Genomic DNA, 20,923 nt, shown 5'->3' with positions numbered 1-20,923 from the left:
CGGGGGCGGCCAGGATCAGCGGGCAGGGGGTGGCCACCACCAGCACCGCGAGCGCCCGCACCGGGTCGCCGGTCAGGGCCCAGGCCGCGGAGGACAGCGCGGCGGTGAAGGCCACGAAGCCCAGGGCCCATTGGTCCGCCAGCCGGGTGAGCGGCGCGCGCGCGGCCGCCGCTTCCTCGGTGAGGCGCAGGATGGCGGCGTAGGAACTGGCCGCCGCCTCCCGCTCGGCCCGCAGCCTGAAGGCGCCGCCCGCGTTGACCCCGCCACTGCGGAGCCGGCCGCCCTGGCGGATCTCCACGGGCAGGGGCTCGCCGGTCAGCATGCTCTCGTTCAGGATGGCCACGGCATCCACCAGCAGGCCGTCGGCGGGCAGGGTATCGCCCGGCCGGATCAGCAGCAGGTCGCCAGGGCGGATGGCGGAGACATCGATCTCCTCGACCGCATCGCCGCTGAGGCGCGCGGCGCGGCGCGGGGCGCGTGCCATCAGGTCGGTCAAGGCCCGTGTGGCGCGGCCTTCCGCCCAGGCTTCCAGCGCCTCCCCGCCCGATACCATCAGGGCGATAACGGCCGCCGCCGCCGCCTCGCCCAGGGCCACGGCGCCCAGAATGGCGGCGAAGGCGATCACGTCGACGCCCAGCCGGCCGCCCGTCAGTGAGCGCAGGAGGTTGAGGCCGACATGCAGCGCCACCGGGGCGGCGGCCGCCGACCAGACCCAGGCCGCTGTGCGGTGGCCGCCCATCAGGGCCAGCACGCCGCCCATGGCCAGCCCCGCGATCACCCAGCCAAGAAGGAGGTAGCGGCGCATCGTCGGCATCTCCGGATCGCTCCGTTCCAGCATGGCACAAACTGGACCCGGAACGTGATGGCGGGGCGCCGGCTAGAGCAGTGTTCCCCGCAACACCATCAGCGCCACGCTGAAATAGATCACCAGCCCCGTCACATCGACCAGCGTGGCGACAAAGGGGGCGGAGGCGCTGGCGGGGTCGAAGCCCAGCCTTTGCAGCGCGAAGGGCAGCATGGAACCGGTGAGCGAGCCGAAGAGCACGATGCCCAGCAGCCCCAGCCCCACCGTCAGCGCCACCAGCGCCCAGTGCTCGCCATAGTCGTAGATGCCAAGCTGCTGCCAGAGCGCGATGCGCCCGATGCCGAGCAGCCCCAGGATACCCCCCAGCGCCAGCCCGGTCGGTACCTCCCGCATCGCCACGCGCCACCAGTCCCGCAGCCGCACCTGCCCCAGCGCCAGGGCGCGGATAATGAGCGAGGTGGCCTGGGAGCCCGAATTGCCGCCCGAGGACATGATGAGCGGAATGAAGAGCGTGAGGACGATGGCCTTCTCCAGCTCCGCCTCGAAATGCTGCATGGCGCTGGCCGTCAGCATCTCCCCCAGGAACAGCACGCAGAGCCAGCCGGCGCGGGAGCGCAGCATCTGCCCGAAGCCCAGGCGCAGGTAGGGCTTGTCCACCGCCTCCAGCCCGCCGAAGCGGTGCGCTTCCTCGGTGCCCTGTTCCACCATGGCGTCGATCACGTCGTCCACGGTGACGATGCCCAGCACCTGCCGGCGCGCATCCACCACCGGCACCGCCAGCAGATCGTGCCGGGCGAAGAGCCGCGCCACCTCGCGCCGGTCGGTCTCGGGCGTCACCGTCACCGGCTCCCGCGCCAGGGCGAGGTCCATGACCTTCTGCTCCGGCTCCCCGGTGATCAGGCGGCGGAGCGAGATGGTGCGCAGCAGCACCCGCGTGCGCGGGTCCAGCAGGTAGATGGCATAAACCGTCTCCCGCGTCCGCTCGACCTCGCGGATATGGCGCAGCGCCTCGGCCACCGTGGCGGTGGCGGGAAGGGAAACCAGCTCGGTGGTCATCAGGCTGCCGGCGCTGTGCTCGGGGTAGGAGAGCAGGCGGCGCAGCGTGCCGGCGGGCTCCGGCTCCAGCGGCGCCAGCAGCCGGGCCTGCGAGGCGCGGTCCAGCAGCCGCAGCACATCGGCGGCGCGGTCGGCCGACATCTCGATGAGGATACTGGCGCTGAGGGCCGCGGGCAGGGCCTGCAACAGCTCGCCGCTGCGGTTCAGCTCGGGCCGGTCGAAAACCTCGGTGGCGCGCTCCAGCGGCAGCCGCGCCAGCGTTTCCGCCGCCACCGCTTCCGGCAGGTCGTTGAGGTATTCCACCAGGTCGGCCACATGCAGTGTGGCCAGGGAATAAGTGTCGCCGCCGGGCCCGGGCGCGGCGGGGGTGATGAGGTCGTGCATGGCTCACCTGTTGCGTCCCGCCGCTGGCGCGGCGCGCGGTGAGCCGACCCTGCCGGATCAGTCCGCGACGGCCGCGAGCGGCTTGGACAATCGACTGTAACTGTCGCCTGGACTGTCGCTTGGCATGATGCTTGGGGTTCCTGGAAAGCGGCGCCGGCAGGCGGGAGCCTGCCCTTGCCGCATGCCGGGGCTGATGAACCTCCGCCGCCCCGGCGTCAAGCAGGATCGCGCGCCGGGGTTCAACCGGGACACCCAAGGCCCCACCTGCCGCCTGCGAGCCCTTTCGCCGAAGGAGAGACGATGCGTTTTGCCTGCCTGACTCCGTTCCTGTTCCTGGCCCTCACCGCCTGCGGCACCGCCGGTTCCCGCGTCGCCGAGGAAGCGCAGCAGAAGCTGGTGGGGATGCGGACCGACGACCTCCAGGCCTGCGCCGGCATCCCGACCCGCACCAAGCAACTGGAGGACGGGACGGAGCTGCTGTCCTACGAGCAGAAGAACGGCAATATCGGCGGGGTGAATGTCACGCTGCCGCTGGTGGGCGGCTTCAACCTGGCCGGCAGCGGCAGCTATTGCCACGCGCTGTTCCGCGTGGCGGAGGGGCGCGTGATCGGGTTGAACTATACCGGCGACAATGACGACCGGGGCGGCGAGAACGGCGTCTGCGCCCCCATCGTGCGCGGCTGCCTGCGCCAGCCGGTGCCAGCCCGCGCGCCCGTCCCGGCGCCGGCGGTGAGCATGGAGCCGGTGGGGCGCTAAAGGCCGCGCAGCCGCGCCGCCAGATTGGCGGCATAGTCGTCCGTCATGCCCGCCACGAAGTCGATGGCGCAGCGCAGCGTCTCGCTGGCGGAGAAGCCGGGACGGGGGCGGTAGTCCTGCATCAGCACCAGCGCCTGCTGCGCGCGCAGCGGCAGGCGTTCCTCGCTGCCGCCCGCCTGCACGAAGGCGAGGCTGGCTTCCAGGAAAACGCCCAGCGTCTTTTCCAGCACGTCCCGCGCGCCGATTTCGAACTGCACCTTGCGCGGATGCATGTAGAGCGTGTCGCTATTGGCCTGGGCCAGGGCCCGGAAAGGCTCCGCCAGTTCCGGCGGCAGGAGGTCTGTCAGGCCCTTGGCACCGCGCAGCGGCTGGCCGGCCAGGAAATCCGCCTGCCGCTGGCAGAAGGCCTCGACGGCGGCGACGATTAGGCGCCCCGCCGCCGCCGAGCGCAGCAGCGCGATCTTCTGCGGGATGCCCTCTTCCTCGGCCAGCCGCGCCTCGGTGATGTCGGTCAGCGGCATGACCAGGTCGCGATAGGTGCGGAAGGGCACGATCTCCAGCTCCACCGCGTCTTCCATATCGGCGAGGCCGTAGGTGATGTCGTCCGCCGCTTCCATCAGCCAGACAGCCGGGTGGCGGGGCAGGGGGCCGGCCATGCCGCATTCCCGCAGCACGGTGCCGAAGGCTTCGGCCTCGGTGGCGAAATGGTTGAACTTCACCCCCGGCATGCCGCGCCGCGCGGCACGAGGGTCGGAAGCGGACCAGGGATATTTGATGAAGGCGCCAAGGCTGGCGAAGGTCAGCCGCAGCCCGCCGCGCTCCCGGTAGCCGTCCGAGCGGGTGAGGATGCGGAAGCCCTGGGCATTGCCGTCGAAGAAGCCGAGGTCGGCATCCAGCTCCAGGCCGCTTTTCGCGCCGGGTCCGGCCAGCCAGTCCTGCATGAAATGGGCGATCACCTCTTCCCCGGCATGGCCGAAGGGCGGGTTGCCGATGTCATGCGCCAGGCAGACCGCCTGCACGAGGTAGCCCAGGTCGTCCGGCGTGCGCCCGGCGGCGGCGAGATCCTGCCGCAGCGCCGCGCCGACGCCGAAGCCGATGGAGCGGCCGATGGAGGCCACTTCCAGCGTATGCACCAGCCGGTTCCGCACATGGGCGTTGCCGATCATGGTATGCACCTGCGTCTTCTGCTGCAGCCGCCGGAAGGGGCGGGAGAAGACGATGCGGTCCTGGTCGATCTGGAAGGGGTTGCGCGCGGGGTCGTCCCGCGCCGGCCGGTCCGGGAAGCGCCCGGTGTTGAACAGGTCGCGCCAGTTCATGGCACCCGGTGCCGTCCTGCCTCAGCCGCGGATGCGGGCCACGGTGGCGGTGGTGGAATTGCCCGGCAGCAGCTCCGCCAGCTTCACCACGCCGCCCCATTCCTGCACCAGCTCGCCGCCCACCACCTGGGCCACGGTATAATCGGCGCCCTTCACCAGCACATCCGGGCGCAGCAGGCGGATCAGCTCCACCGGCGTGTCTTCCTCGAAGATGGTGACCAGGTCGACGGTGGAGAGGGAGGCCAGCACGGCGGCCCGCGCCGCTTCCTGCTGGATCGGGCGGCTCGGGCCCTTCAGCCGCTTCACGGAGGAATCGGCGTTCAGGCCGACCACCAGCCGGTCGCACCAGCTTCGCGCCTGTTCCAGCAGATGCACATGGCCCGGATGCAGCAGGTCGAAGCAGCCATTGGTGAAGCCGACGCGCCAGCCGCGCTGGCGCCAGCGCTCCACCTGCTCGGCGGCGGAAGCGCGGCGCATCACCTTGCGCAGCGTGCCGCGCTCGGGCGTCAGCGCCTCCAGCAGGTCGTTCTCCCGCGCAACGGCCGTGCCCACCTTGCCGACCACCAGCCCGCCCGCGATATTCGCCAGCCGCGCCGCGACCGGCAGCGGCAGGCCGGAGGCGACGCCCGCCGCCAGCACCGCCACCACGGTATCGCCCGCGCCGGAGACATCATGCACCTCCGGCGCCTCGGCCGGGAAATGGTGCAGCGTGTCGCCGTCCAGCAGCGTCATGCCGTCCTCGCTGCGCGTCACCAGCACGGCGCCGAAGCCATGGGCCTCGCGCAGCGCACGGGCGGCGGCGACGATCTCCTCCTCCGTCTCCACCGGCAGGCCGGTGGCCAGGGCAAGCTCGGCCCGGTTGGGGGTGATGATGTCGGCACCCGCGTAGCGGGAATAATCGTGCCCCTTGGGGTCCACCACCACGCGGCGGCCAGCGGCGCGGGCGGCGGCGATCAGCCGCGCCGGCACGTCGTTGGACAGCACGCCCTTGTTGTAGTCCGACAGCACCATGACGCTGGTGGCGGCGACCGTATCGGCGGCGATGCGCACAAGACGGTCCGCCAGCCGCTCATGGATCGGGCGGGCGATCTCGTGGTCGGCCCGCATGACCTGCTGGCCGCTGGCGATGAAGCGTGTCTTGGTGGTGGTGGCGCGGCCGCCCTGCACCAGCAGCCAGGGCTCGACGCCCGGCTGGCCGCCGATCAGCCCGGTCAGGTCGCTGCCCGCCTGGTCGTCGCCCACCACGGAGAGAAAGGCCACCGCCGCGCCCAGCGCCGTCAGGTTGCGCACCACATTGCCGGCGCCGCCGGGCATGGCCACCTCGCGCTCCACACCCAGGATCGGCACCGGGGCCTCGGGCGAGATGCGCTTGATCTGGCCATAGACGTAGCGGTCGAGCATGGCATCGCCCACCACCAGCACAGAGGCACGCTTGAGCTGCCGCACCGCCTCGGCCAGATCGGGGCCGGGCGTGTCGGTGACGGAATTGGGCGTGCGATCCACCGGATTCGCCGGGTCCGCGGGGGGCAAGGGGCCTTGCATTGCCATGGGCCTAGCGCAGCCCCGGCCTGAGGCGCAAGACAGCCTCATGCGGATGGCGTAACGCAGATGCCTTCAGGAGGCCGAAAGAAAGCGCAGACCGCTTTCCTCCAGCACAAGGCAGGTCAGCGCGCCGCCCCCCACCGCGCCCGTGTCGATGCCGATGCGGTGGGGCCTGATCTCCGGCCAGGGCGCCGGCGTATGGCCATGCACCACCACCACGCCGAGCGGCCGGGGCCAGGAGAGAAAGGGCTCGCGCACCCAGATCAGGTCGGCCTCCGCCTGCGCTTCCAGCGGCTTACGAGGGTCGATGCCGGCATGGACAAAGAAGTAATCGCCCGCGCGCCAGGACAGGGCGAGGCCGCGCAGGATCTCGCGGTCCCGCTCCGGCACATGGCCGCGATAGGCGGTGAGCGTGGCCTGGCCGCCATTGACCTGCCACAGGAACTGCGCCTGGGCCGAGGCACCGGGGGCCAGGGCATCCAGCATCAGAGCCTCATGATTGCCGCGCAGCGTGACCGACTCGGCGCCCGGGATGGGGGGCGGACCGGCGATGCGGCGCAGCACGCCAGGGCTGTCCGGCCCGCGGTCCACATAATCGCCCAGATGCACCACCGCCGCCCGCGCGGCTGGCGCCGCCGCCCAGTCCGCCGCGATGGCGGCATGGAGCCGGGCCAGCAGGTCATCGCGGCCATGCACGTCGCCAATGGCATAGACGCGGAGACCGGGCGGCAGGCGGCCCGGGGCCGGCTGGAGCGGGGGAGAGAAGGACATGCGGCGCAACTCAGCAGATTCACGGCGCCGCCGCACGTCCCCCTTGGAAGGGGGCGGGTCAGCCGAACCAGATGGAATCCGCCCTGCCGTCCCGGCCGGACAGCGCCGCCAGCAGCCGCTCATAGGGATCGCCGCTGCCGGGAGGCAGGGAGAAGGTTACCGGCGGCAGCGACTCGGGCAGCGGCGGCAGGGCCATGCTGATCTCGGAAACCCAGTCCGGCTCGGGCTCCGGCTCCGGCCAGAGCGCGAGGCTCAGGGCCGCCTCCCGACCTGCGGGGGAAGATGCGGCAAGGGACATTCTGGCCTCCTCCTGGCCCCGCGTGCCGGGGCTGTTGCGCGGGGCCTGCCGTCCTTTTGAGGGCAAGGGGGCCGCGGCGCGCATCCTGCCGGGCCTTCCTTGAACAAAGGGTGAACCGGACGGCAGGCGCGGCGAATTCATCCGCGCCCGCATTTCCCCGCCGGGGCGGAGGGCTTAAAGACCTGGCGTGAACCCGACCCGCTTCTTTCTGATCCGCCACGCCATCGTCGAGCCTTCGGCGAGAACCGTGATGTATGGCGACATGGATGTATCCATCTGCGCCATGGCCCTGGCGCAGGACAGCGCCGCCTATCAGTGGCTGGCCGCGCGCCTGCCGGAAGGCGCGCGCTGGTTCACCACGCCGTTGGCGCGCACCCGCTCCACCGCCGCCGCCATCTTCGCCGCCGGCTACCGCATGGTGGAGCCGGAGGTGGAGCCGCGCTTCGTGGAGCAGCACCTGGGGGAATGGCAGGGTATCACGCATGAGGAATTCACCGCCCGCCTGACCGCCCCGCCGCATCCCTTCTGGCCCCATGCCGCCGATGAGCGGCCGCCCGGCGGAGAGGCGCTGTCCGATGTGATCGGCCGCGTCGGCCCGGCGCTGGAGGATATGGTGGAGCAGATGCCGGGGCAGGATGTGGTGGTGATTGCCCATGGCGGCTCCATCCGCGCCGCGCTGGCCTATGCCTTGCGGCTGGACCCGCACCAGGCTTTCCAGTTCTCGGTCAAGAACCTGTCGCTGACGCGGCTGGAATGGCACCAGGGCGACTGGCGCGTGGTTTCGGTGAACGAGGAGCCGCCGCTGAGCCTGCCCTGAGCGGTGTTGGCGCAAGTTTGGCTTGCCACGCCCGCGCTGGAAGTCCATGTCATGCCAAAGGTTTGGCGGAGGTCTTTCATGCAGCGCTCTATCTCCCTGAAAGCCCGGGGGGCCGTGATGGCCCTGGCACTGGTACTGCCTGCCTGCGCCGGCACCGCCCAGGGTGAGGAGCAGGTGCTGGTGGATCGCGCCACCCTGACGGTGCAGGAAATGCTCAGCGGCTCCGAAGGGCCGCAGACCGATGCGCAGAGCCTGCTGCGCCGGGCCCGGGCCGTGATGGTCTGCCCGCGCATCTTCCGTGCCGGCTTCATCCTGGGCGGCCAGGGCGGCGATTGCGTGCTGCTGGCACGGGACGGGGGAGGGTCCTGGTCCTCGCCGGCCTTCTATACGCTGGGCGCGGGTTCCATCGGCTTCCAGATCGGCGTGCAGGACGCGCAGGTCATGATGATGATCCTGACCAACAAGGGCCTGGGCGCGCTGCTGGACAGCCAGTTCAAGATCGGCGCCGATGCCTCGGTCGCGGTGGCGACCATCGGCGGCGGCATCGCCGGCTCCACCACGGCGGCGGTGGGTGCCGATATCGTCACGGTCGCCAGAAGCCGCGGCCTTTACGCTGGCCTATCGCTGGACGGCTCCCTGATGAGCAACCGCAGCGAGTCGAACCGCGCTTATTATGGCCAGGGCTATTCGGCGAGGCAGATCGTGATCGACATGGCCGCGCATAATCCGGGCGCCGATCCGCTGCGTGGCATGCTGATGCGCTTCGGCCCGCCCGCGCAGGGCGCCGTGCCGCCGCAGCCCGCCCAGCCGCAGGGTGAGGCCATGCCGACCTACCAGCCCCAGGCCAGCCAGGGCGGGGTGCAGTCCACGCCGCTGCGCTGAGGCGCCGCCATAAAGGAAGGGCCGGACCCATGCGGGTCCGGCCCTTTTCAGTTGCTGGTCGCTGGCCTTTAGGCGGCCTTGCTGCGCTTCCGGCGCACCAGGCCCAGGGCCGCCAGGCCCGTGCCGAAGAGCGCGAGGGTCGCGGGCTCCGGAACCGGGGTGGGGTTGAAGGTCTGGTTGATGATGCTGGTCTGCGCGCGGTCGCCCTGCACGAAGGCGCTCACGTTGATGTCCTTGGTGATGTAGAGCGTCTCGTAGGAACCGCTCAGCGTCACGACATCGGACAGGCTGCAGCCGGCGATCGCGCAGGAAACATAGGCCTGGCCGATCATGATCGTCCGCGCGGCGTCAGCCCAGATGGTTTCCGTCACGGAGGCGATCGCCTGGCCGAGGAAGCTGCCATCGAAGGAGAGGCCGACGGAGCTCACCGCCGTGGCGCCGCGGACGACGTAGGAGATCGCCGCATCGCTGAAGCCGTTGTTCTGGGCGATGAAGCCGCTCGAGAACTCCAGCCCCGGGCTGGGATTGCCGGGGATCAGGTTGACGTTGACCTGGTCATCCGCGTTCGGGAAGGCCTGCCCGAAGCTCGTCACGGACACGGTGAAGGTGTCGAAGGTCAGGGCCCCGGCGGTGAAGGTCGGGTTCGAGACGACGGGGGCGGCCTGGGCGGCCGAGATGCTGAGGCAGGCAAAGCCGGCGAGGATCGCCGTACCAAGCCATTTGAATGATGTCATCGGTGATCTCCACACTGCGGCTTAGGGGCACGTGCCCCGCGAGATCTCTTGCAATACCGATGCCAAAGAAAAATACGAATTAAATCAAAAGCTTATTTATCCATATTCCTCAAGGGATCGTGCGGCGTAAAATATTTCGACTCAGCAATCTAAGGCTGGGCCATAAATTTGCCGATCACCCTTGGGGCTTCGGAAGAGGCCGGGGCTGTGTTTTCGCCTTCAGAGTGAAAATTCCAGCCTGGAAAAACATCATCATGATCGATGAATGGCGGCCGCTTTCATCGCGCAGGGGCGGCCGGCGCCCCGCTTCAGTCCCGCAGGCCAGCGGCCAGCGCCCGGCCCTCGGCGCCATTGGGGTCGATCAGCCCTTCGCGCAGGAAGAGGTCGATCAGCACCAGGTTGACGTTGAACTTCACCGTGTCGGTGTCCCGCACCAGTTCCAGCACCCGCTGGGCGGGCCAGAGTTCGAAATGCTCCACCTCGTCGTCATGCGGGGTGGGGGTGAAGTCCTCCGGCAGCTCCAGGTCGAAGACATGCAGGATGTCGCGGCGCAGCCCGCCATCCGGCTGCTGCATGTTGTAGGAGATCCGCGCCACCCGCCGCGCCTGGGCCACCATCTCCGGCGGCAGGCCCGCTTCCTCGCCGGCCTCCTTGGCCAGGGTCTCCACCGCGTCCAGCCCGGCCGGCGTGCCGCCGGCGACGATGTTGTCCCATTGCCCCGGCGCCACCGCCTTGGTGCGGGAGCGGAAGCCGAGCCAGATGTGCAGCCCCTCCGGCCGCCGCACCAGCCCGTTCAGGTGTACCCCCTGGGCCTGGATGCCGAAGGCGGGGATGGCGCCGCGGTCCAGCCGCGCCAGCACCGGGCCTTCGGGCGTCGCGCGCACATCAAAGGGCTCTTCCCGCACCCGCAGGTGGCCGGCCTTGGCCAATCCCTTCACGGCATCGGCCAGGGCGGCATCCCGCCGCGCGATGCCGCGCAGCCCGGCCGAGAGCGACACGCCCGCCGCGTCGAAATGGAAATGCTGCGGCCGGTAGGCCAGCCAGCGCGCCAGGTCCGGCTGCAGCCAGCCCACCTGCTCTCCCCCGATGCGGAAGGGGATCAGCCCCGCCGGGGAGTGGAGATTGTTGCAGGCCTCGATGTGCCGCATGAAGCCGGTGGGGGTGGCAGCAGGTTCCATGGCCCTGGTTTCTGGCGCGGCGGCGCGGCGGCGGCAATGGTCCGGGTTCCGGACCGCCATGCATTGTCAGCCTCCACCGCCGCCGCCATGTAACGGGCAACGACTACTTCCCGGAGTATTCCCCTTTGCCCCCCGAGACCAAAGCCGCGCCCGCCACCGCGCGCGGCCATGCTTCAACTTTGCGCACCCTTGCTCCCTATCTCTGGCCCAAGGGCGAGGGCGGGCTGAAGGCGCGCGTCGTCATCGCCCTGGTGCTGATGCTGCTGGCCAAGGGCGCCAATGTGCTGGTGCCCATCGTCTATGCCCGCGCCGTGGATGCCCTGACGCCGAAGCAGGGTGCCGCCGCCATGGTGGCCATCCCTATCGCGCTGGTGCTGGGCTACGGCCTGCTGCGCGTCGCCTCCTCCTGGTTCGCGGAACTGCGGGACGCGGTTTTCGTGCGGGTGCAGGCGCGGGCGGCGCGCGTCATCGCCTTGCAGGTCTTCCATCACCTGCACGCGCTCTCGCTGCGCTTCCACCTGGACCGGCAGACCGGCGGGTTGTCGCGCCTGATCGAGCGCGGCACCAAGGGCATCAACTTCGTGCTGGACTACATGGTCTTCAGCATCATCCCGACGCTGCTCGAGGTGCTGATGGTCGCCTTCATCCTCTGGGGGATGTTCGACTGGTCCTTCGCCGTGGTCACGCTGGTCACCATCGGGCTCTACATCGCCTTCACGCTGGTCTTCACCGACTGGCGGCTACGCTTCCGGCGCGCGATGAACGAGATGGACCAGGATGCCAATACCAAGGCCGTCGACAGCCTGCTGAACTACGAGACGGTGAAGTATTTCGGCAACGAGAAGCATGAGGAGCGCCGCTACGACGCCTCTCTGGCGCGCTACGAGGGCGCCTATATCCGCTCCGAGGTCACGCTGAACTACCTGAACATGGGCCAGGCCGCGATCATCGCGCTGGGCCTGACGGCGGTGATGCTGATGGCCGCGCGCGGCGTGCAGAACGGCAGCATGACGGTGGGCGACTTCGTGCTGGTGAATACCTACCTGATCCAGCTCTACCTGCCGCTGAACTTCCTCGGCTTCGTGTACCGCGAGTTGAAGCAGGGCCTGACGGACATGGAAGCCATGTTCACCCTGATGCGGGAGGAGCGCGAGGTCGCCGATGCCCCTGGCGCCAAGCCCCTGCCGCCCGGCCCCGGCGCGCTGGAACTGGACAACGTCCGCTTCGGCTACCGGCCCGACCGCATCATCCTGAAGGGTGTCTCCGTCAGCGTGCCGCCCGGCAAGACGCTAGCCATCGTGGGTCCGACGGGGGCGGGGAAGTCCACCATCTCCCGCCTGCTGTTCCGCTTCTATGACGCGCAGGGCGGCTCCATCCGCATCGATGGCCATGACATCCGCAGCGTGACGCAGGACAGCCTGCGCGCCGCCATCGGCGTGGTGCCGCAGGACACCGTGCTGTTCAACGACACCATCCGCTACAACATCGCCTATGGCCGCCCTGGCGCCACCGATGCCGAGATCGAGCAAGCGGCGAAGCTGGCGCAGGTGCATGACTTCGTGCTGCGCCTGCCGGATGGCTACAACACCCGCGTGGGCGAACGCGGGCTGAAGCTCTCGGGCGGCGAGAAGCAGCGCGTGGCCATCGCCCGCACCATCCTGAAGGACCCGCGCATCCTGATCCTGGACGAAGCCACCAGCGCGCTGGATACCCGCACGGAGCAGGAGATCCAGGCGGCGCTGCGCGGCGTCTCGGCCGGGCGCACCACGCTGGTCATCGCGCACCGGCTCTCCACCGTGGTGGAGGCGGATGAGATCATCGTGCTGGCCGAGGGCCGCATCGCGGAGCGCGGCAGCCACATGGCGCTGATGGCGCAGGACGGGCTCTATGCCCAGATGTGGCGCCGCCAGTCCGAGGCCGTGGCCGCCGCCGAGGCCGCCGCCGCCGCGCAGGAGGCGGCGCGGGAGGCGGGCGTCGCGCCATGAAGGTCGATAAGCCGCACCTTCGGGTCTTTCGCATCCGCCCCGCACTGACTATGTGACGCCGGGTATCCAGGAGGGCACAGCATGCAACTCGATCCGCAGGGAATGGCCCCCGAGGACCTCAGCCACGCCGGTTCGGTGGTGGACAAGGCCATCGAATACATGGTGGGGCAGAATATCGCGCCGATCTCGGTGGCCTCCGCCCTGCTGGGCGGCGCGCTGGGGCTGATGGCCCGCAGCATGAAGGACCAGGCCATCGCCAATGTGCTGCGCAGCGCGCTGGCCTCGGTCGAATCGGGGGAGCTGGAGGAACTGCGCCAGTCCAGCCCGCCGACCGCCGGCAACGGCTGAAGCCCGCGCTTCCGAATCCTTGACTCAGTGAGGCAGGCGGGCCATACGCCGCCTCCTGTTCTCCATCGATCAAGGCGAGTGGTGCCCGTGCGTGCCCAGCCTGCCGAAATTTAGAGGGTACTGCCATGGCTCGCCGTTGCGCGATCACCGGTAAGGGCGTCCAGGCTGGCAACAACGTCAGCCACGCCAACAACAAGACGCGCCGCCGCTTCCTGCCGAACCTGCAGGAGACGTCCTTCTTCTCCGACGTGCTGGGCACCTCGATCCAGATCCGTCTCTCCACCAACGGTATCCGCACGATCGAGCACAATGGCGGCCTGGACGCCTTCCTGCTCGGCACGCCGAACCGGAACCTGCCGGAAGAGGCGCAGGTCCTGAAGCGCCGCATCCAGCGCGCCCAGGCGAAGAAGGCCACGGCCGCCGCTGCCGCCGCCTGAACCTGCTTCCAGCAGGACGAGATCAGGGCGCTTCCGCCATGCGGGAGCGCCCTTTTTCGTGATTGCGGCGTCTCATTTTCGAGCCTGGCGTTAAGGTTCCGTTCACCTTTCTCCCACAGCATGAAGGCATGGAGTCCTCCTTACCGATCCTGCTGCTCAGCGGCGCGGGCATGCTGGCCTTGGCCCTTCTCGCCCTTGGGGCGGTGCTGGAGCGCCGCCGCGCCGAGCAACGTAGCCGCGCCGTTGAGCAGGTGCTGGAAGCGCGCAGCCGCTACCTGGGCCTGCTCGCGCAGGAGATGCAGGGCCATGGCCTTGCGCTGCTGGGCTATGCCACCGCGCCATGCACCACCGCCGGCGCCGCGCGCGACACCGGGTTGGAAGGCCGCGCACGGGCCCTCATGGGGCTTTCCGCCGATGTTTCCGACCTGCTGGCCCAGGGCGCCGGCCCCCGTGTGCTGAAGGAGGACGCCACCCCCCTCGGCCCGGTGCTGGACGAGGTGATCGGCCATATCGTGCAGGCCCTGACCCCCGGCCGCCGCCACTGGCAGGTGGCGCCGGAGCTGCGTGGCCTGACCCTCAGCGCCGACCGGCGGGCATTGAGTGGTGCGCTGCGGCAGGTGCTGGCCCGGGCGGTGCGCCAGACAGGGGATGGCGATTCGGTGCAGATGCGGCTGGTGCGGGCCGATGAAAGCGTGGCCATCGTGGTGGAGGATGACGGCGCCGGCCATGCGGCGGAGGATCTGAACGGGCTGGCCCTGGGCCGCGGCACCCGTGGGCTGGGCCTGGGGCTGGTGGTGGCGCATGACCTGATGCGCGCCCATGGCGGCGACCTGACCATAGAGGCCGTGCCCGGCATCGGCGCCCGTGCCTGGCTGACCCTGCCGCGCAGCCGGGTGCTGGAGCCGCTGCCGGCCTAGAGCGGTCTGGCTTTGCGAGCATCTTCACCCGACCGGGATCTGTTCTAGCGGAAGGCGAAGAGCAGCAGCAGGCCCTGCTGCAGGAAGAATTCGTTGTCGTCGGTCATCAGCGCCAGGAACTGCCGGCCGCGCCAGGAGAAGCTGGCCGTGCCTTCCCAGTTCTCGGTGGGCAGGGTGGCGGCATCCAGCAGCGTCTCGGGCTCCAGCACGGCGCCGGGGGCGGGGTCGGCCAGGGCCGCGGCCGGTATGCGCTTCAATTGCCCATGGAAGCCGCCCAGCAGGCTGAAGCTGCGCTCCGTCAGCACCGCGCCGCCATCCGGCAGGGCCGCGGCATCGGTGGGCACATAGCCCGGGGTGGGGCGATAGGAGAGCAGTGTCCAGGCGCCGGGGCGGCCGACCCAGGCGCGGCGCAGGCGGCCGCCATCGCCCACACGCAGGTCCTCGGCCACCGCCAGCCAACGGCCATCGGCCAGCACCGTCAGGCTCTCCAGCCCGCCGTTCAATGGCGCCCGCCGCAGGTCCGGCAGCATCTCCGCCGGCCTCCCCCAGCCATCGATGCGGTCATAGGCACGGATGCGGTGCCAACGCTCGAGGCCCACCAGCCAGGTGCCATCCGGCAGCCGCGCCAGGGATTCGGCATCGCGGGAGAGCTTGCCGGGCAGGCTGATCGGCAGGCCGTCGGAAAGGCGGCCATTGCGCAGCGCCTCCAGCCCCTGGGGCCGGCCTTCCTCATCCAGCACCAGCCGCGCCTGCAGCCAGCGGCCCAGGTCGCTGACGGCGGTCAGCGTCAGGTCGGGGTCGATATGCAGGCCGGAGAGGCCGCCGAAGCCCATGGCCTTGCGGTCGAGCAGCAAGCCGCCCAGCGAGACCAGGGGCGTATTGGCAGGAAGGGTGAGCGGGGGCAGGGGGGTAGCCGGCGGCGCGTCGGCGCCGCAGGCGGCCAGGAGCCCGAGGCCCCCCAGCGCCGCCAGCAGGCGGCGCCGGCCAATCGGCACGGTCAGATCAGGGCCGGGGCGCGCTCGGCGGCGGCACGCTGGAAGGCGGCGGCGGCATCCTCGTCGAAGAGCTCCGCCAGCTTCTTCATCATGGTGCCACCGAGTTCCTCGGCATCCACGATGGTCACGGCACGGCGGTAGTAGCGCGTCACGTCGTGGCCGATGCCGATGGCGATCAGCTCCACGATGTCGCGGTGTTCGATATCGTGGATCACCTTGCGCAGGTGCCGCTCCAGGTAATTGCCGGGGTTCACCGACAGGGTGCTGTCATCCACCGGCGCGCCATCGCTGATCACCATCAGGATGCGGCGCTTCTCCGGCCGCGCCAGCAGGCGGCGATAGGCCCAGTCCAGCGCCTCGCCGTCGATGTTCTCCTTCAGCAGGCCCTCGCGCAGCATCAGGCCCAGGTTCTTGCGGGCGCGGCGCCAGGGCGCGTCGGCAGATTTGTAGATGACGTGGCGCAGGTCGTTCAGGCGGCCGGGGTTGCGCGGCTTGCCTTCCTGCACCCAGCGCTCGCGGCTCTGGCCGCCCTTCCAGGCGCGCGTGGTGAAGCCCAGGATCTCCACCTTCACCGAGCAGCGTTCCAGCGTGCGGGCCAGGATGTCGCAGCACATCGCGGCCACCGAGATCGGCCGGCCGCGCATGGAGCCGGAATTGTCGATCAGCAGCGTGACCACGGTGTCGCGGAAATCCGCCTCCCGCTCCCGCTTGTAGGAAAGGGAGAGCATCGGGTTGACCACGATGCGCGCGAGCCGCGCGGCATCGAGCATCCCTTCCTCCAGGTCGAATTCCCAGGCGCGCTGCTGCTGCGCCAGCAGGCGCCGCTGCAACCTGTTGGCCAGCTTGGAGACGACGCCCTGGAGATGCGAGAGCTGCTGGTCGAGCTGCTGGCGCAGCCGCGCCAGTTCCTCGGCATCGCACAGATCCTCGGCCTCGATCTCCTCGTCGAACTGCTTGGTATAGGCGCGGTAGACGGAGGAATCGTCGCTGGGCGCCACTTCCTTGCGCTGCTGCGGCCCGCCCGGGCGGTCCTCGCCCTCGGCGGCGACGCCTTCCTCTTCCTGCGTCTCGCCTTCCTCGTCCGCGGCATCGCCCTGCATCGCCTCGGGCTGCGCGCCCATGGCGGATTCGGATTCCTGGCTCTGGCTCTCGCCCTCGGTGGAACTGTCCTGCTGCGGGGAAGATTCGCCGGAATCCTCGCCTTCGGATTCTTCTTCCGATTCCGCCTCGACCTCGGCTTCCGCCAGGTCCAGCGCCGTCAGCAGCTTGCGGGCGGCGCGGGCGAAGTCTTCCTGGTTGTCCCGCGCCTCGGCCATCTCGGCCAGGGCGGTATCCGCGGCCTCGCCCAGCGTGTCGCGCCACATCTCCAGGATGCGTTGCGCCGGGGCCGGGGCCGGCTCGCCGGAGAGGCGTTCGCGCGCCAGCAGGGACAGCGCCGCCGTCAGCGGCAACTGGTCCTTGCGGGTCATGCGGTCGTAGCCCTCGGCCTCGCATTGCTCGGCCAGCTTGGCATTGAGGTTGGCGGCGACGCCGGGCATGTGCTGGCTGCCCACCACCTCCACCCGCGCCTGCTCCAGCGCGTCGAAGACCTCCTTGGCCTCGCGCCGGGGCGGAGTGCGGGCGGCATGGGCCGCCTCGTCATGGTGGCGCAGGCGCAGCGCGATGGCATCCGCCGCTCCGCGCAGCCGCGCCATCTCGGCGGGGGGGAGGGAGCGTGTCGGCAGCGGCAACCGTGCCCGCTTGCCCGCGAGGCCGGAGGGGCCGGGCTGATAGGCCACCTGCACCTCGGCACTGCGGGCGATGGCGCGCAAAGCGCCTGCCGTCGCGCGCTTGAATTCTTCCTGGCGCGTCTGGTCCTTGCTGCCGCTCATCGCTCTCTCTCCGGCTGCCGTCTGGATGGAAACCGGGGCACAGGGCCCCGGCGCCGGTCAGCCCTTGCGGGCGAGGAGGCCGGTCGGGATCTCCTCGTTGAAGCAGCGCTGGTAGTATTCGGCGACGGTGGCGCGCTCCGCCTCGTCGCACTTGTTCAGGAAGGTGACGCGGAAGGCGAAGCCGACATCGCCGAAGATGCGGGTGTTTTCCGCCCAGGTGATGACGGTGCGCGGCGACATGACGGTGGAGATATCGCCGGCGATGAAGCCCGCGCGCGTCAGGTCGGCCAGCGCCACCATGGCGTCGATGCGCTTCTTGGCCGCGGCATCGCCCGGCTTGATGCCGAGCTTGGCGGCGACGATCGCGCTTTCCTGCGCATGCGGCAGGTAGTTCAGCGTGGCCACGATGTTCCAGCGGTCCATCTGACCCTGGTTGATCTGCTGCGTGCCGTGATAGAGGCCGGTGGTGTCGCCCAGGCCCACGGTATTGGCCGTGGCGAAGATGCGGAAGGCCGGATGCGGGCGGATGACCTTGTTCTGGTCCAGCAGCGTCAGCTTGCCCTCGACCTCCAGCACGCGCTGGATCACGAACATCACGTCCGGGCGGCCGGCATCGTATTCGTCGAAGACCATGGCGCAGGGGCGCTGCAGGGCCCAGGGCAGGATGCCTTCGCGGAATTCCGTGACCTGCTTGCCATCCTTCAGGACGATCGCGTCCTTGCCGATCAGGTCGATACGGCTGATGTGGCTGTCCAGGTTCACGCGCAGGCAGGGCCAGTTGAGGCGCGCGGCCACCTGCTCGATATGCGTGGACTTGCCGGTGCCGTGGTAGCCCTGGACCATGACACGGCGGTTGAAGGCGAAGCCGGCGAGAATCGCCAGCGTCGTCTCGCGGTCGAACTGGTAGGTGGGGTCCTGCTCGGGCACGTGCTCGGTGGCGACGGAGAAGGCAGGCACCTCCAGGTCGCTGTCGATTCCGAAGACCTCGCGAACCTTGACCGTGGTATCGGGCAGGTTGATCGCGGGGGTGCTGCGGGTTTCGGTAAGGGTGGCGACCTGGCTCATCGGGCTTGCTCTCGGATCTTTGTCGCTTGGGGCGTGCTTCAGGCTGCCCTGCTGGATGCCTCTTGGGAAGGGGGGCCAGCGTCATGGGCCGCAGCCAACCGCTTGCGCAGCAGACTATAGGCCCGGTTGATGTCCTTCATCTTGTCCTCGAAGGACCGGTCCCCGCCATTGCTGTCGGGGTGGTAGCGCTTGGCCAGTTCCTTGTAGCGGGCGCGCAGCGTGGCTTCCTCCAGTGGCCAGCCGAGGCCAAGGAGGTCCAGTGCCGCGCGCAGCTCGGGCGGCGCTTCCTTCGCGCTTTTGCGCGGCGTCGGCGGCGCCTGGCCGAACAGGCCCAGCGGGTCACGGAAGATTTCGGGATTGAGCTTGGTGTTTCCAAGACGTCCGAGCGGCCAAGTGGGCCGCTGCCAGCCGGAATCATCACGGAGATTGTTCTCGATCTCCGCCGCCGTCATGCCTTTGTAATAGTCCCAGGCCTGGTTGTAGGCGCGGACATGCTCCAGGCAGAAATGGTAATAGTCGCGCAGCCGGGAGCGGTCTCTCGGCGCACGGAATTCTCCCACGGCCTCGCAGCCCGGCGCGTCGCAGGGCGGGCCGGAGGGAGGAAGGGACTTGTCGAAACGGGGACGTTCGCCGCGTCGGGCCATTTAACGGGTTATGATCGCGGAAGCATGTCGCCGCAAGGCGGCAGATATCGCAGCTTTCGCTTGGCAGGGCTGCTCCGGCATGGAAAAGGGAGGCCCATGACGCTCCGTGCCGATCGTATCCGCGACTTGCTCAGCAATGCCTTCGCTTCTGCCGAGATCGTGATCCAGGATGACAGCCACCGCCACGCCGGCCATGCCGGCGCCGCGCCGGGTGGGCAGACGCATTATGCGGTGCAGGTGGTCAGCCCGGCCTTCGCGGGCATGAGCCGCGTCGCGCGCTCCCGCGCCGTGCACCAGGTGCTGGAGGCCGAGTTCGGCAGCGGGTTGCATGCGCTGTCGCTGCGGCTGATGACGCCGGATGAAGCGAGGCCAGGGCATTGAGCGAGACGCAGGGCATACCGGTGGCCGAGGCTGCTTCCGGCAGCGCCATCCTCTACGAGGATGAGGAAATCCTTGTCATCCACCGCCCCGTGGCCCGCGATGCCGTGGCGCGGGGGGCGGAGGCGGGGGCGGAACTGCCCGGCGGGCTCACCGCGCCGGCGCCGCTGACGCTGGTCACCTTCGCCGACCTGACCTTCCGCCCCGATGGCGATGCCATCTGGGGCCAGGAGCCGGCGACCAAGCTGGGGCTGGATGCCATCGGCTTTGTCGCCAAGCGGGAGAACTGGTTCCCCGCCGCCTCCATGCGGAAGGCGGCACCGGCGGTGCGCGCCCTGCTGGGGGGGCGGCCGGCGCTTTGCTACGGCTACAGCATGGGCGGCTATGCGGCGCTGAAATATGCCCGGCTGCTGGGCGTCTCCCGCGCGCTGGGGGTCTGCCCGCAGGCCAGCATCAGCCCGGCCGACCTGCCGGAGGACAAGCGCTTCCACAAGTTCCATGACCGCGCGCTGCATGCCGGCATGCGGCTGACCCCGGCCGATGCGCCCGAATTCGGCGTCATGATGGCCGATCCCTATCACCCGGACGACCGCCTGAACGCCCATATGCTGGCGGCGGATGGCGGCATCCACTGGCTGCGCACGCCCTTTGTCGGCCATGCCGCCATCTGGTTGCTGACCGAGACGGCCTTCCTGCGCCAGGTGTTCGACCTGATCGGGGCTTCCGACATGGCGACGCTGGCGGCGATGCTGCGGGCACGGCGGCGGGAGAATGTGCACTGGTTCTTCTGGGTGGCCCATCACGCCTTCCTGCGCAACAGGGTGGCGCTGGCGACCCGGCTGTGGGACCGCGCCGAGGAACTGGGCCTGGACCGCCAGATCCGCGAGCAGGAGGTGATGCGCCTGCTGGGCGATGCCATGCGCCGGCTGATCGACAAGGGCCGGCGGGAGGAAGCCCGCGCCCTGGCGCTGCGGCGCGCCGGGGAATGCGCCGGCGATGCCGTGGCGCTGGCGCAGATCGGCCACATCCTCGTGGGCATGGGGGAAGGGGAGGCGGCCGAGGAGCCCTTCCGCGCCTCGCTGGCGCTGCGGCAGGACATCGCCAATGTCTATGGCGGGCTCAGCCTGGTGGTGGCCTCCAAGGGCCGGGTGAACGAGGCCATCGACATCGCGATGGACGGCATCCGCACCGTGCCGGGCGATGCCGACCTGCATATCCACCTGGGCTACCTGCTGCTGAACGCCGCCCGGCTGGAGGATGCCCAGGCGCAGTTCGAGATCGTGCTGGGCCAGTTGCCGCAGCACGCTGGCGCGCTGACCGGCAAGAGCAACGTGCTGGCCGCCTATGGCCGCCAGGCCGAGGCCATCGAGCTGATGCGCGAAGCCATTGAGCTGGCGCCGCGGGATGCCGGCATGCGCGTCTGGCTGGGCCAGCTTCTGCTGGTGGTGGGCGAGCCCCTGGAGGCCGAGCCGCATTTCCGCGTGGCGCTGGAACTGGCGCCGCAGGTCGGCGCCGCGCATATCGGCCTGGCCCGGGCGCTGGAGCGCACCGGCCGGCTGGAGGAGGCGCGCCACGTGGCCGCCGATGCCGCCGCCGCCCTGCCGCATGACACGCGCGTGCAGGCCATCCACCGCCGCATGGGTCCGCCCGACGCGGCCAGGCCGGAGCCGGTGGAGGAAGCGGAAGACCAGCGCCCCTCCGGCCTGCGCCGCTTCCTGGGGGCCTTCTTCGGGCGCTAGGGGCT

At 69.9% G+C, this 20,923-nt stretch carries 21 protein-coding genes; 9 read left to right on the top strand and 12 right to left on the bottom strand.

Features of this window, described 5'->3' with window-relative positions; genetic code table 11:
* A partial coding sequence (locus tag IBL25_RS10260) for an HAD-IC family P-type ATPase (RefSeq protein ID WP_187778455.1) occupies window positions 1–814 on the bottom strand: 814 nt, incomplete at its 3' end.
* A gap of 63 nt (window positions 815–877) precedes the next feature.
* A complete protein-coding gene (gene mgtE, locus IBL25_RS10255) occupies window positions 878–2,245 on the bottom strand; it encodes a magnesium transporter (RefSeq protein WP_187778454.1) in 1,368 nt (455 codons plus the stop codon).
* A 300-nt stretch (window positions 2,246–2,545) separates the two neighbouring features.
* On the opposite strand from mgtE, the gene IBL25_RS10250 reads away from it, so the two are divergent.
* Complete coding sequence (locus IBL25_RS10250; protein ID WP_187778453.1) at window positions 2,546–3,001, top strand: hypothetical protein; 456 nt, start codon at window positions 2,546–2,548, stop codon at window positions 2,999–3,001.
* Here IBL25_RS10250 and dgt read toward each other — a convergent pair.
* The 4 genes from dgt to IBL25_RS10230 all read right to left on the bottom strand — a co-directional run bounded on the left by dgt (window position 2,998) and on the right by IBL25_RS10230 (window position 6,928).
* A complete protein-coding gene (dgt, locus tag IBL25_RS10245; protein WP_187778452.1) occupies window positions 2,998–4,317 on the bottom strand; it encodes a dGTP triphosphohydrolase in 1,320 nt (439 codons plus the stop codon). The two genes, IBL25_RS10250 and dgt, sit on opposite strands and share 4 nt — an antisense overlap.
* A 21-nt stretch (window positions 4,318–4,338) precedes the next feature.
* Window positions 4,339–5,859: a D-glycero-beta-D-manno-heptose-7-phosphate kinase gene (gene rfaE1 / locus IBL25_RS10240; protein ID WP_238940336.1), complete on the bottom strand. Its 1,521-nt coding sequence runs from the start codon at window positions 5,857–5,859 to the stop codon at window positions 4,339–4,341.
* Window positions 5,860–5,931: 72 nt separating this feature from the next.
* Window positions 5,932–6,630: a metallophosphoesterase gene (locus tag IBL25_RS10235; protein ID WP_187778450.1), complete on the bottom strand. Its 699-nt coding sequence runs from the start codon at window positions 6,628–6,630 to the stop codon at window positions 5,932–5,934.
* A gap of 58 nt (window positions 6,631–6,688) precedes the next feature.
* Window positions 6,689–6,928: a hypothetical protein gene (locus IBL25_RS10230; protein ID WP_187778449.1), complete on the bottom strand. Its 240-nt coding sequence runs from the start codon at window positions 6,926–6,928 to the stop codon at window positions 6,689–6,691.
* 187 nt (window positions 6,929–7,115) lie between these two features.
* On the opposite strand from IBL25_RS10230, the gene IBL25_RS10225 reads away from it, so the two are divergent.
* Entirely contained in the window at window positions 7,116–7,745 is a 630-nt protein-coding gene (locus IBL25_RS10225; protein ID WP_187778448.1) for a histidine phosphatase family protein, read from the top strand.
* Between the two features lie 78 nt (window positions 7,746–7,823).
* Window positions 7,824–8,627, top strand: coding sequence for a lipid-binding SYLF domain-containing protein (locus IBL25_RS10220; protein ID WP_187778447.1), 804 nt, complete (start codon window positions 7,824–7,826; stop codon window positions 8,625–8,627).
* A 68-nt stretch (window positions 8,628–8,695) separates the two neighbouring features.
* On the opposite strand, the gene IBL25_RS26695 is transcribed toward IBL25_RS10220, so the two are convergent.
* Window positions 8,696–9,361, bottom strand: coding sequence for a PEP-CTERM sorting domain-containing protein (locus tag IBL25_RS26695; RefSeq protein ID WP_202986748.1), 666 nt, complete (start codon window positions 9,359–9,361; stop codon window positions 8,696–8,698).
* A gap of 308 nt (window positions 9,362–9,669) precedes the next feature.
* Window positions 9,670–10,539 carry an NUDIX hydrolase gene (locus IBL25_RS10210; protein WP_187778446.1) on the bottom strand — a complete coding sequence of 290 codons (870 nt, stop codon included), beginning with the start codon at window positions 10,537–10,539 and terminating at the stop codon, window positions 9,670–9,672.
* 179 nt (window positions 10,540–10,718) lie between these two features.
* Between IBL25_RS10210 and IBL25_RS10205 the strand changes: the two genes are divergently transcribed.
* The 4 genes from IBL25_RS10205 to IBL25_RS10190 all read left to right on the top strand — a co-directional run bounded on the left by IBL25_RS10205 (window position 10,719) and on the right by IBL25_RS10190 (window position 14,226).
* Window positions 10,719–12,524: an ABCB family ABC transporter ATP-binding protein/permease gene (locus IBL25_RS10205; RefSeq protein WP_187778445.1), complete on the top strand. Its 1,806-nt coding sequence runs from the start codon at window positions 10,719–10,721 to the stop codon at window positions 12,522–12,524.
* 81 nt (window positions 12,525–12,605) lie between these two features.
* Window positions 12,606–12,872 (top strand): hypothetical protein, encoded by a 267-nt coding sequence (locus IBL25_RS10200; RefSeq protein WP_120637935.1) that lies wholly within the window; start codon window positions 12,606–12,608, stop codon window positions 12,870–12,872.
* Between the two features lie 125 nt (window positions 12,873–12,997).
* The gene (gene rpmB, locus IBL25_RS10195; protein WP_187778444.1) at window positions 12,998–13,309 is read left to right on the top strand and encodes a 50S ribosomal protein L28; all 312 of its coding nucleotides are present in this window, start codon (window positions 12,998–13,000) and stop codon (window positions 13,307–13,309) included.
* A 128-nt stretch (window positions 13,310–13,437) separates the two neighbouring features.
* Window positions 13,438–14,226, top strand: a complete 789-nt coding sequence (locus IBL25_RS10190) for an ATP-binding protein (protein ID WP_187778443.1) — start codon at window positions 13,438–13,440, stop codon at window positions 14,224–14,226.
* A 44-nt stretch (window positions 14,227–14,270) separates the two neighbouring features.
* Here IBL25_RS10190 and IBL25_RS10185 read toward each other — a convergent pair whose 3' ends face one another.
* From IBL25_RS10185 to IBL25_RS10170, 4 genes are read right to left on the bottom strand one after another with little or no spacing between them, the layout of a single operon-like run.
* Entirely contained in the window at window positions 14,271–15,221 is a 951-nt protein-coding gene (locus IBL25_RS10185; protein WP_187778442.1) for an esterase-like activity of phytase family protein, read from the bottom strand.
* Between the two features lie 2 nt (window positions 15,222–15,223).
* Window positions 15,224–17,092, bottom strand: coding sequence for a cobaltochelatase subunit CobT (gene cobT, locus IBL25_RS10180; protein ID WP_187778441.1), 1,869 nt, complete (start codon window positions 17,090–17,092; stop codon window positions 15,224–15,226).
* Window positions 17,093–17,149: 57 nt separating this feature from the next.
* Window positions 17,150–18,157 (bottom strand): cobaltochelatase subunit CobS, encoded by a 1,008-nt coding sequence (cobS, locus tag IBL25_RS10175; RefSeq protein ID WP_187778440.1) that lies wholly within the window; start codon window positions 18,155–18,157, stop codon window positions 17,150–17,152.
* A gap of 38 nt (window positions 18,158–18,195) precedes the next feature.
* Complete coding sequence (locus IBL25_RS10170) at window positions 18,196–18,801, bottom strand: J domain-containing protein (RefSeq protein WP_187778439.1); 606 nt, start codon at window positions 18,799–18,801, stop codon at window positions 18,196–18,198.
* Between the two features lie 96 nt (window positions 18,802–18,897).
* On the opposite strand from IBL25_RS10170, the gene IBL25_RS10165 reads away from it, so the two are divergent.
* Both IBL25_RS10165 and IBL25_RS10160 read left to right on the top strand, forming a co-directional pair.
* Window positions 18,898–19,182, top strand: coding sequence for a BolA family protein (locus IBL25_RS10165; protein WP_187778438.1), 285 nt, complete (start codon window positions 18,898–18,900; stop codon window positions 19,180–19,182).
* Window positions 19,179–20,918, top strand: a complete 1,740-nt coding sequence (locus IBL25_RS10160) for a tetratricopeptide repeat protein (RefSeq protein WP_187778437.1) — start codon at window positions 19,179–19,181, stop codon at window positions 20,916–20,918. The genes IBL25_RS10165 and IBL25_RS10160 overlap by 4 nt, the downstream gene beginning before the upstream one ends.
* Window positions 20,919–20,923 lie beyond the last annotated feature (5 nt).

It is taken from the genome of Pseudoroseomonas ludipueritiae, assembly GCF_014490445.1.
Lineage (GTDB): Bacteria > Pseudomonadota > Alphaproteobacteria > Acetobacterales > Acetobacteraceae > Pseudoroseomonas > Pseudoroseomonas ludipueritiae.
Note: the sequence above shows the minus strand (reverse complement) of the source record. Positions and strands in the feature narration are given on the sequence as shown.

Excerpts from the sequence above, each read along its gene's own strand:
- mgtE (WP_187778454.1), bottom strand. The coding sequence starts at position 2,245 with ATGCACGACCTCATCACCCCCGCCGCGCCCGGGCCCGGCGGCGACACT.
- IBL25_RS10250 (WP_187778453.1), top strand. The coding sequence starts at position 2,546 with ATGCGTTTTGCCTGCCTGACTCCGTTCCTGTTCCTGGCCCTCACCGCC.
- dgt (WP_187778452.1), bottom strand. The coding sequence starts at position 4,317 with ATGAACTGGCGCGACCTGTTCAACACCGGGCGCTTCCCGGACCGGCCG.
- rfaE1 (WP_238940336.1), bottom strand. The coding sequence starts at position 5,859 with ATGCAAGGCCCCTTGCCCCCCGCGGACCCGGCGAATCCGGTGGATCGC.
- IBL25_RS10235 (WP_187778450.1), bottom strand. The coding sequence starts at position 6,630 with ATGTCCTTCTCTCCCCCGCTCCAGCCGGCCCCGGGCCGCCTGCCGCCC.
- IBL25_RS10230 (WP_187778449.1), bottom strand. The coding sequence starts at position 6,928 with ATGTCCCTTGCCGCATCTTCCCCCGCAGGTCGGGAGGCGGCCCTGAGC.
- IBL25_RS10220 (WP_187778447.1), top strand. The coding sequence starts at position 7,824 with ATGCAGCGCTCTATCTCCCTGAAAGCCCGGGGGGCCGTGATGGCCCTG.
- IBL25_RS26695 (WP_202986748.1), bottom strand. The coding sequence starts at position 9,361 with ATGACATCATTCAAATGGCTTGGTACGGCGATCCTCGCCGGCTTTGCC.
- IBL25_RS10210 (WP_187778446.1), bottom strand. The coding sequence starts at position 10,539 with ATGGAACCTGCTGCCACCCCCACCGGCTTCATGCGGCACATCGAGGCC.
- IBL25_RS10200 (WP_120637935.1), top strand. The coding sequence starts at position 12,606 with ATGCAACTCGATCCGCAGGGAATGGCCCCCGAGGACCTCAGCCACGCC.
- rpmB (WP_187778444.1), top strand. The coding sequence starts at position 12,998 with ATGGCTCGCCGTTGCGCGATCACCGGTAAGGGCGTCCAGGCTGGCAAC.
- IBL25_RS10190 (WP_187778443.1), top strand. The coding sequence starts at position 13,438 with ATGGAGTCCTCCTTACCGATCCTGCTGCTCAGCGGCGCGGGCATGCTG.
- cobT (WP_187778441.1), bottom strand. The coding sequence starts at position 17,092 with ATGAGCGGCAGCAAGGACCAGACGCGCCAGGAAGAATTCAAGCGCGCG.
- cobS (WP_187778440.1), bottom strand. The coding sequence starts at position 18,157 with ATGAGCCAGGTCGCCACCCTTACCGAAACCCGCAGCACCCCCGCGATC.
- IBL25_RS10170 (WP_187778439.1), bottom strand. The coding sequence starts at position 18,801 with ATGGCCCGACGCGGCGAACGTCCCCGTTTCGACAAGTCCCTTCCTCCC.
- IBL25_RS10165 (WP_187778438.1), top strand. The coding sequence starts at position 18,898 with ATGACGCTCCGTGCCGATCGTATCCGCGACTTGCTCAGCAATGCCTTC.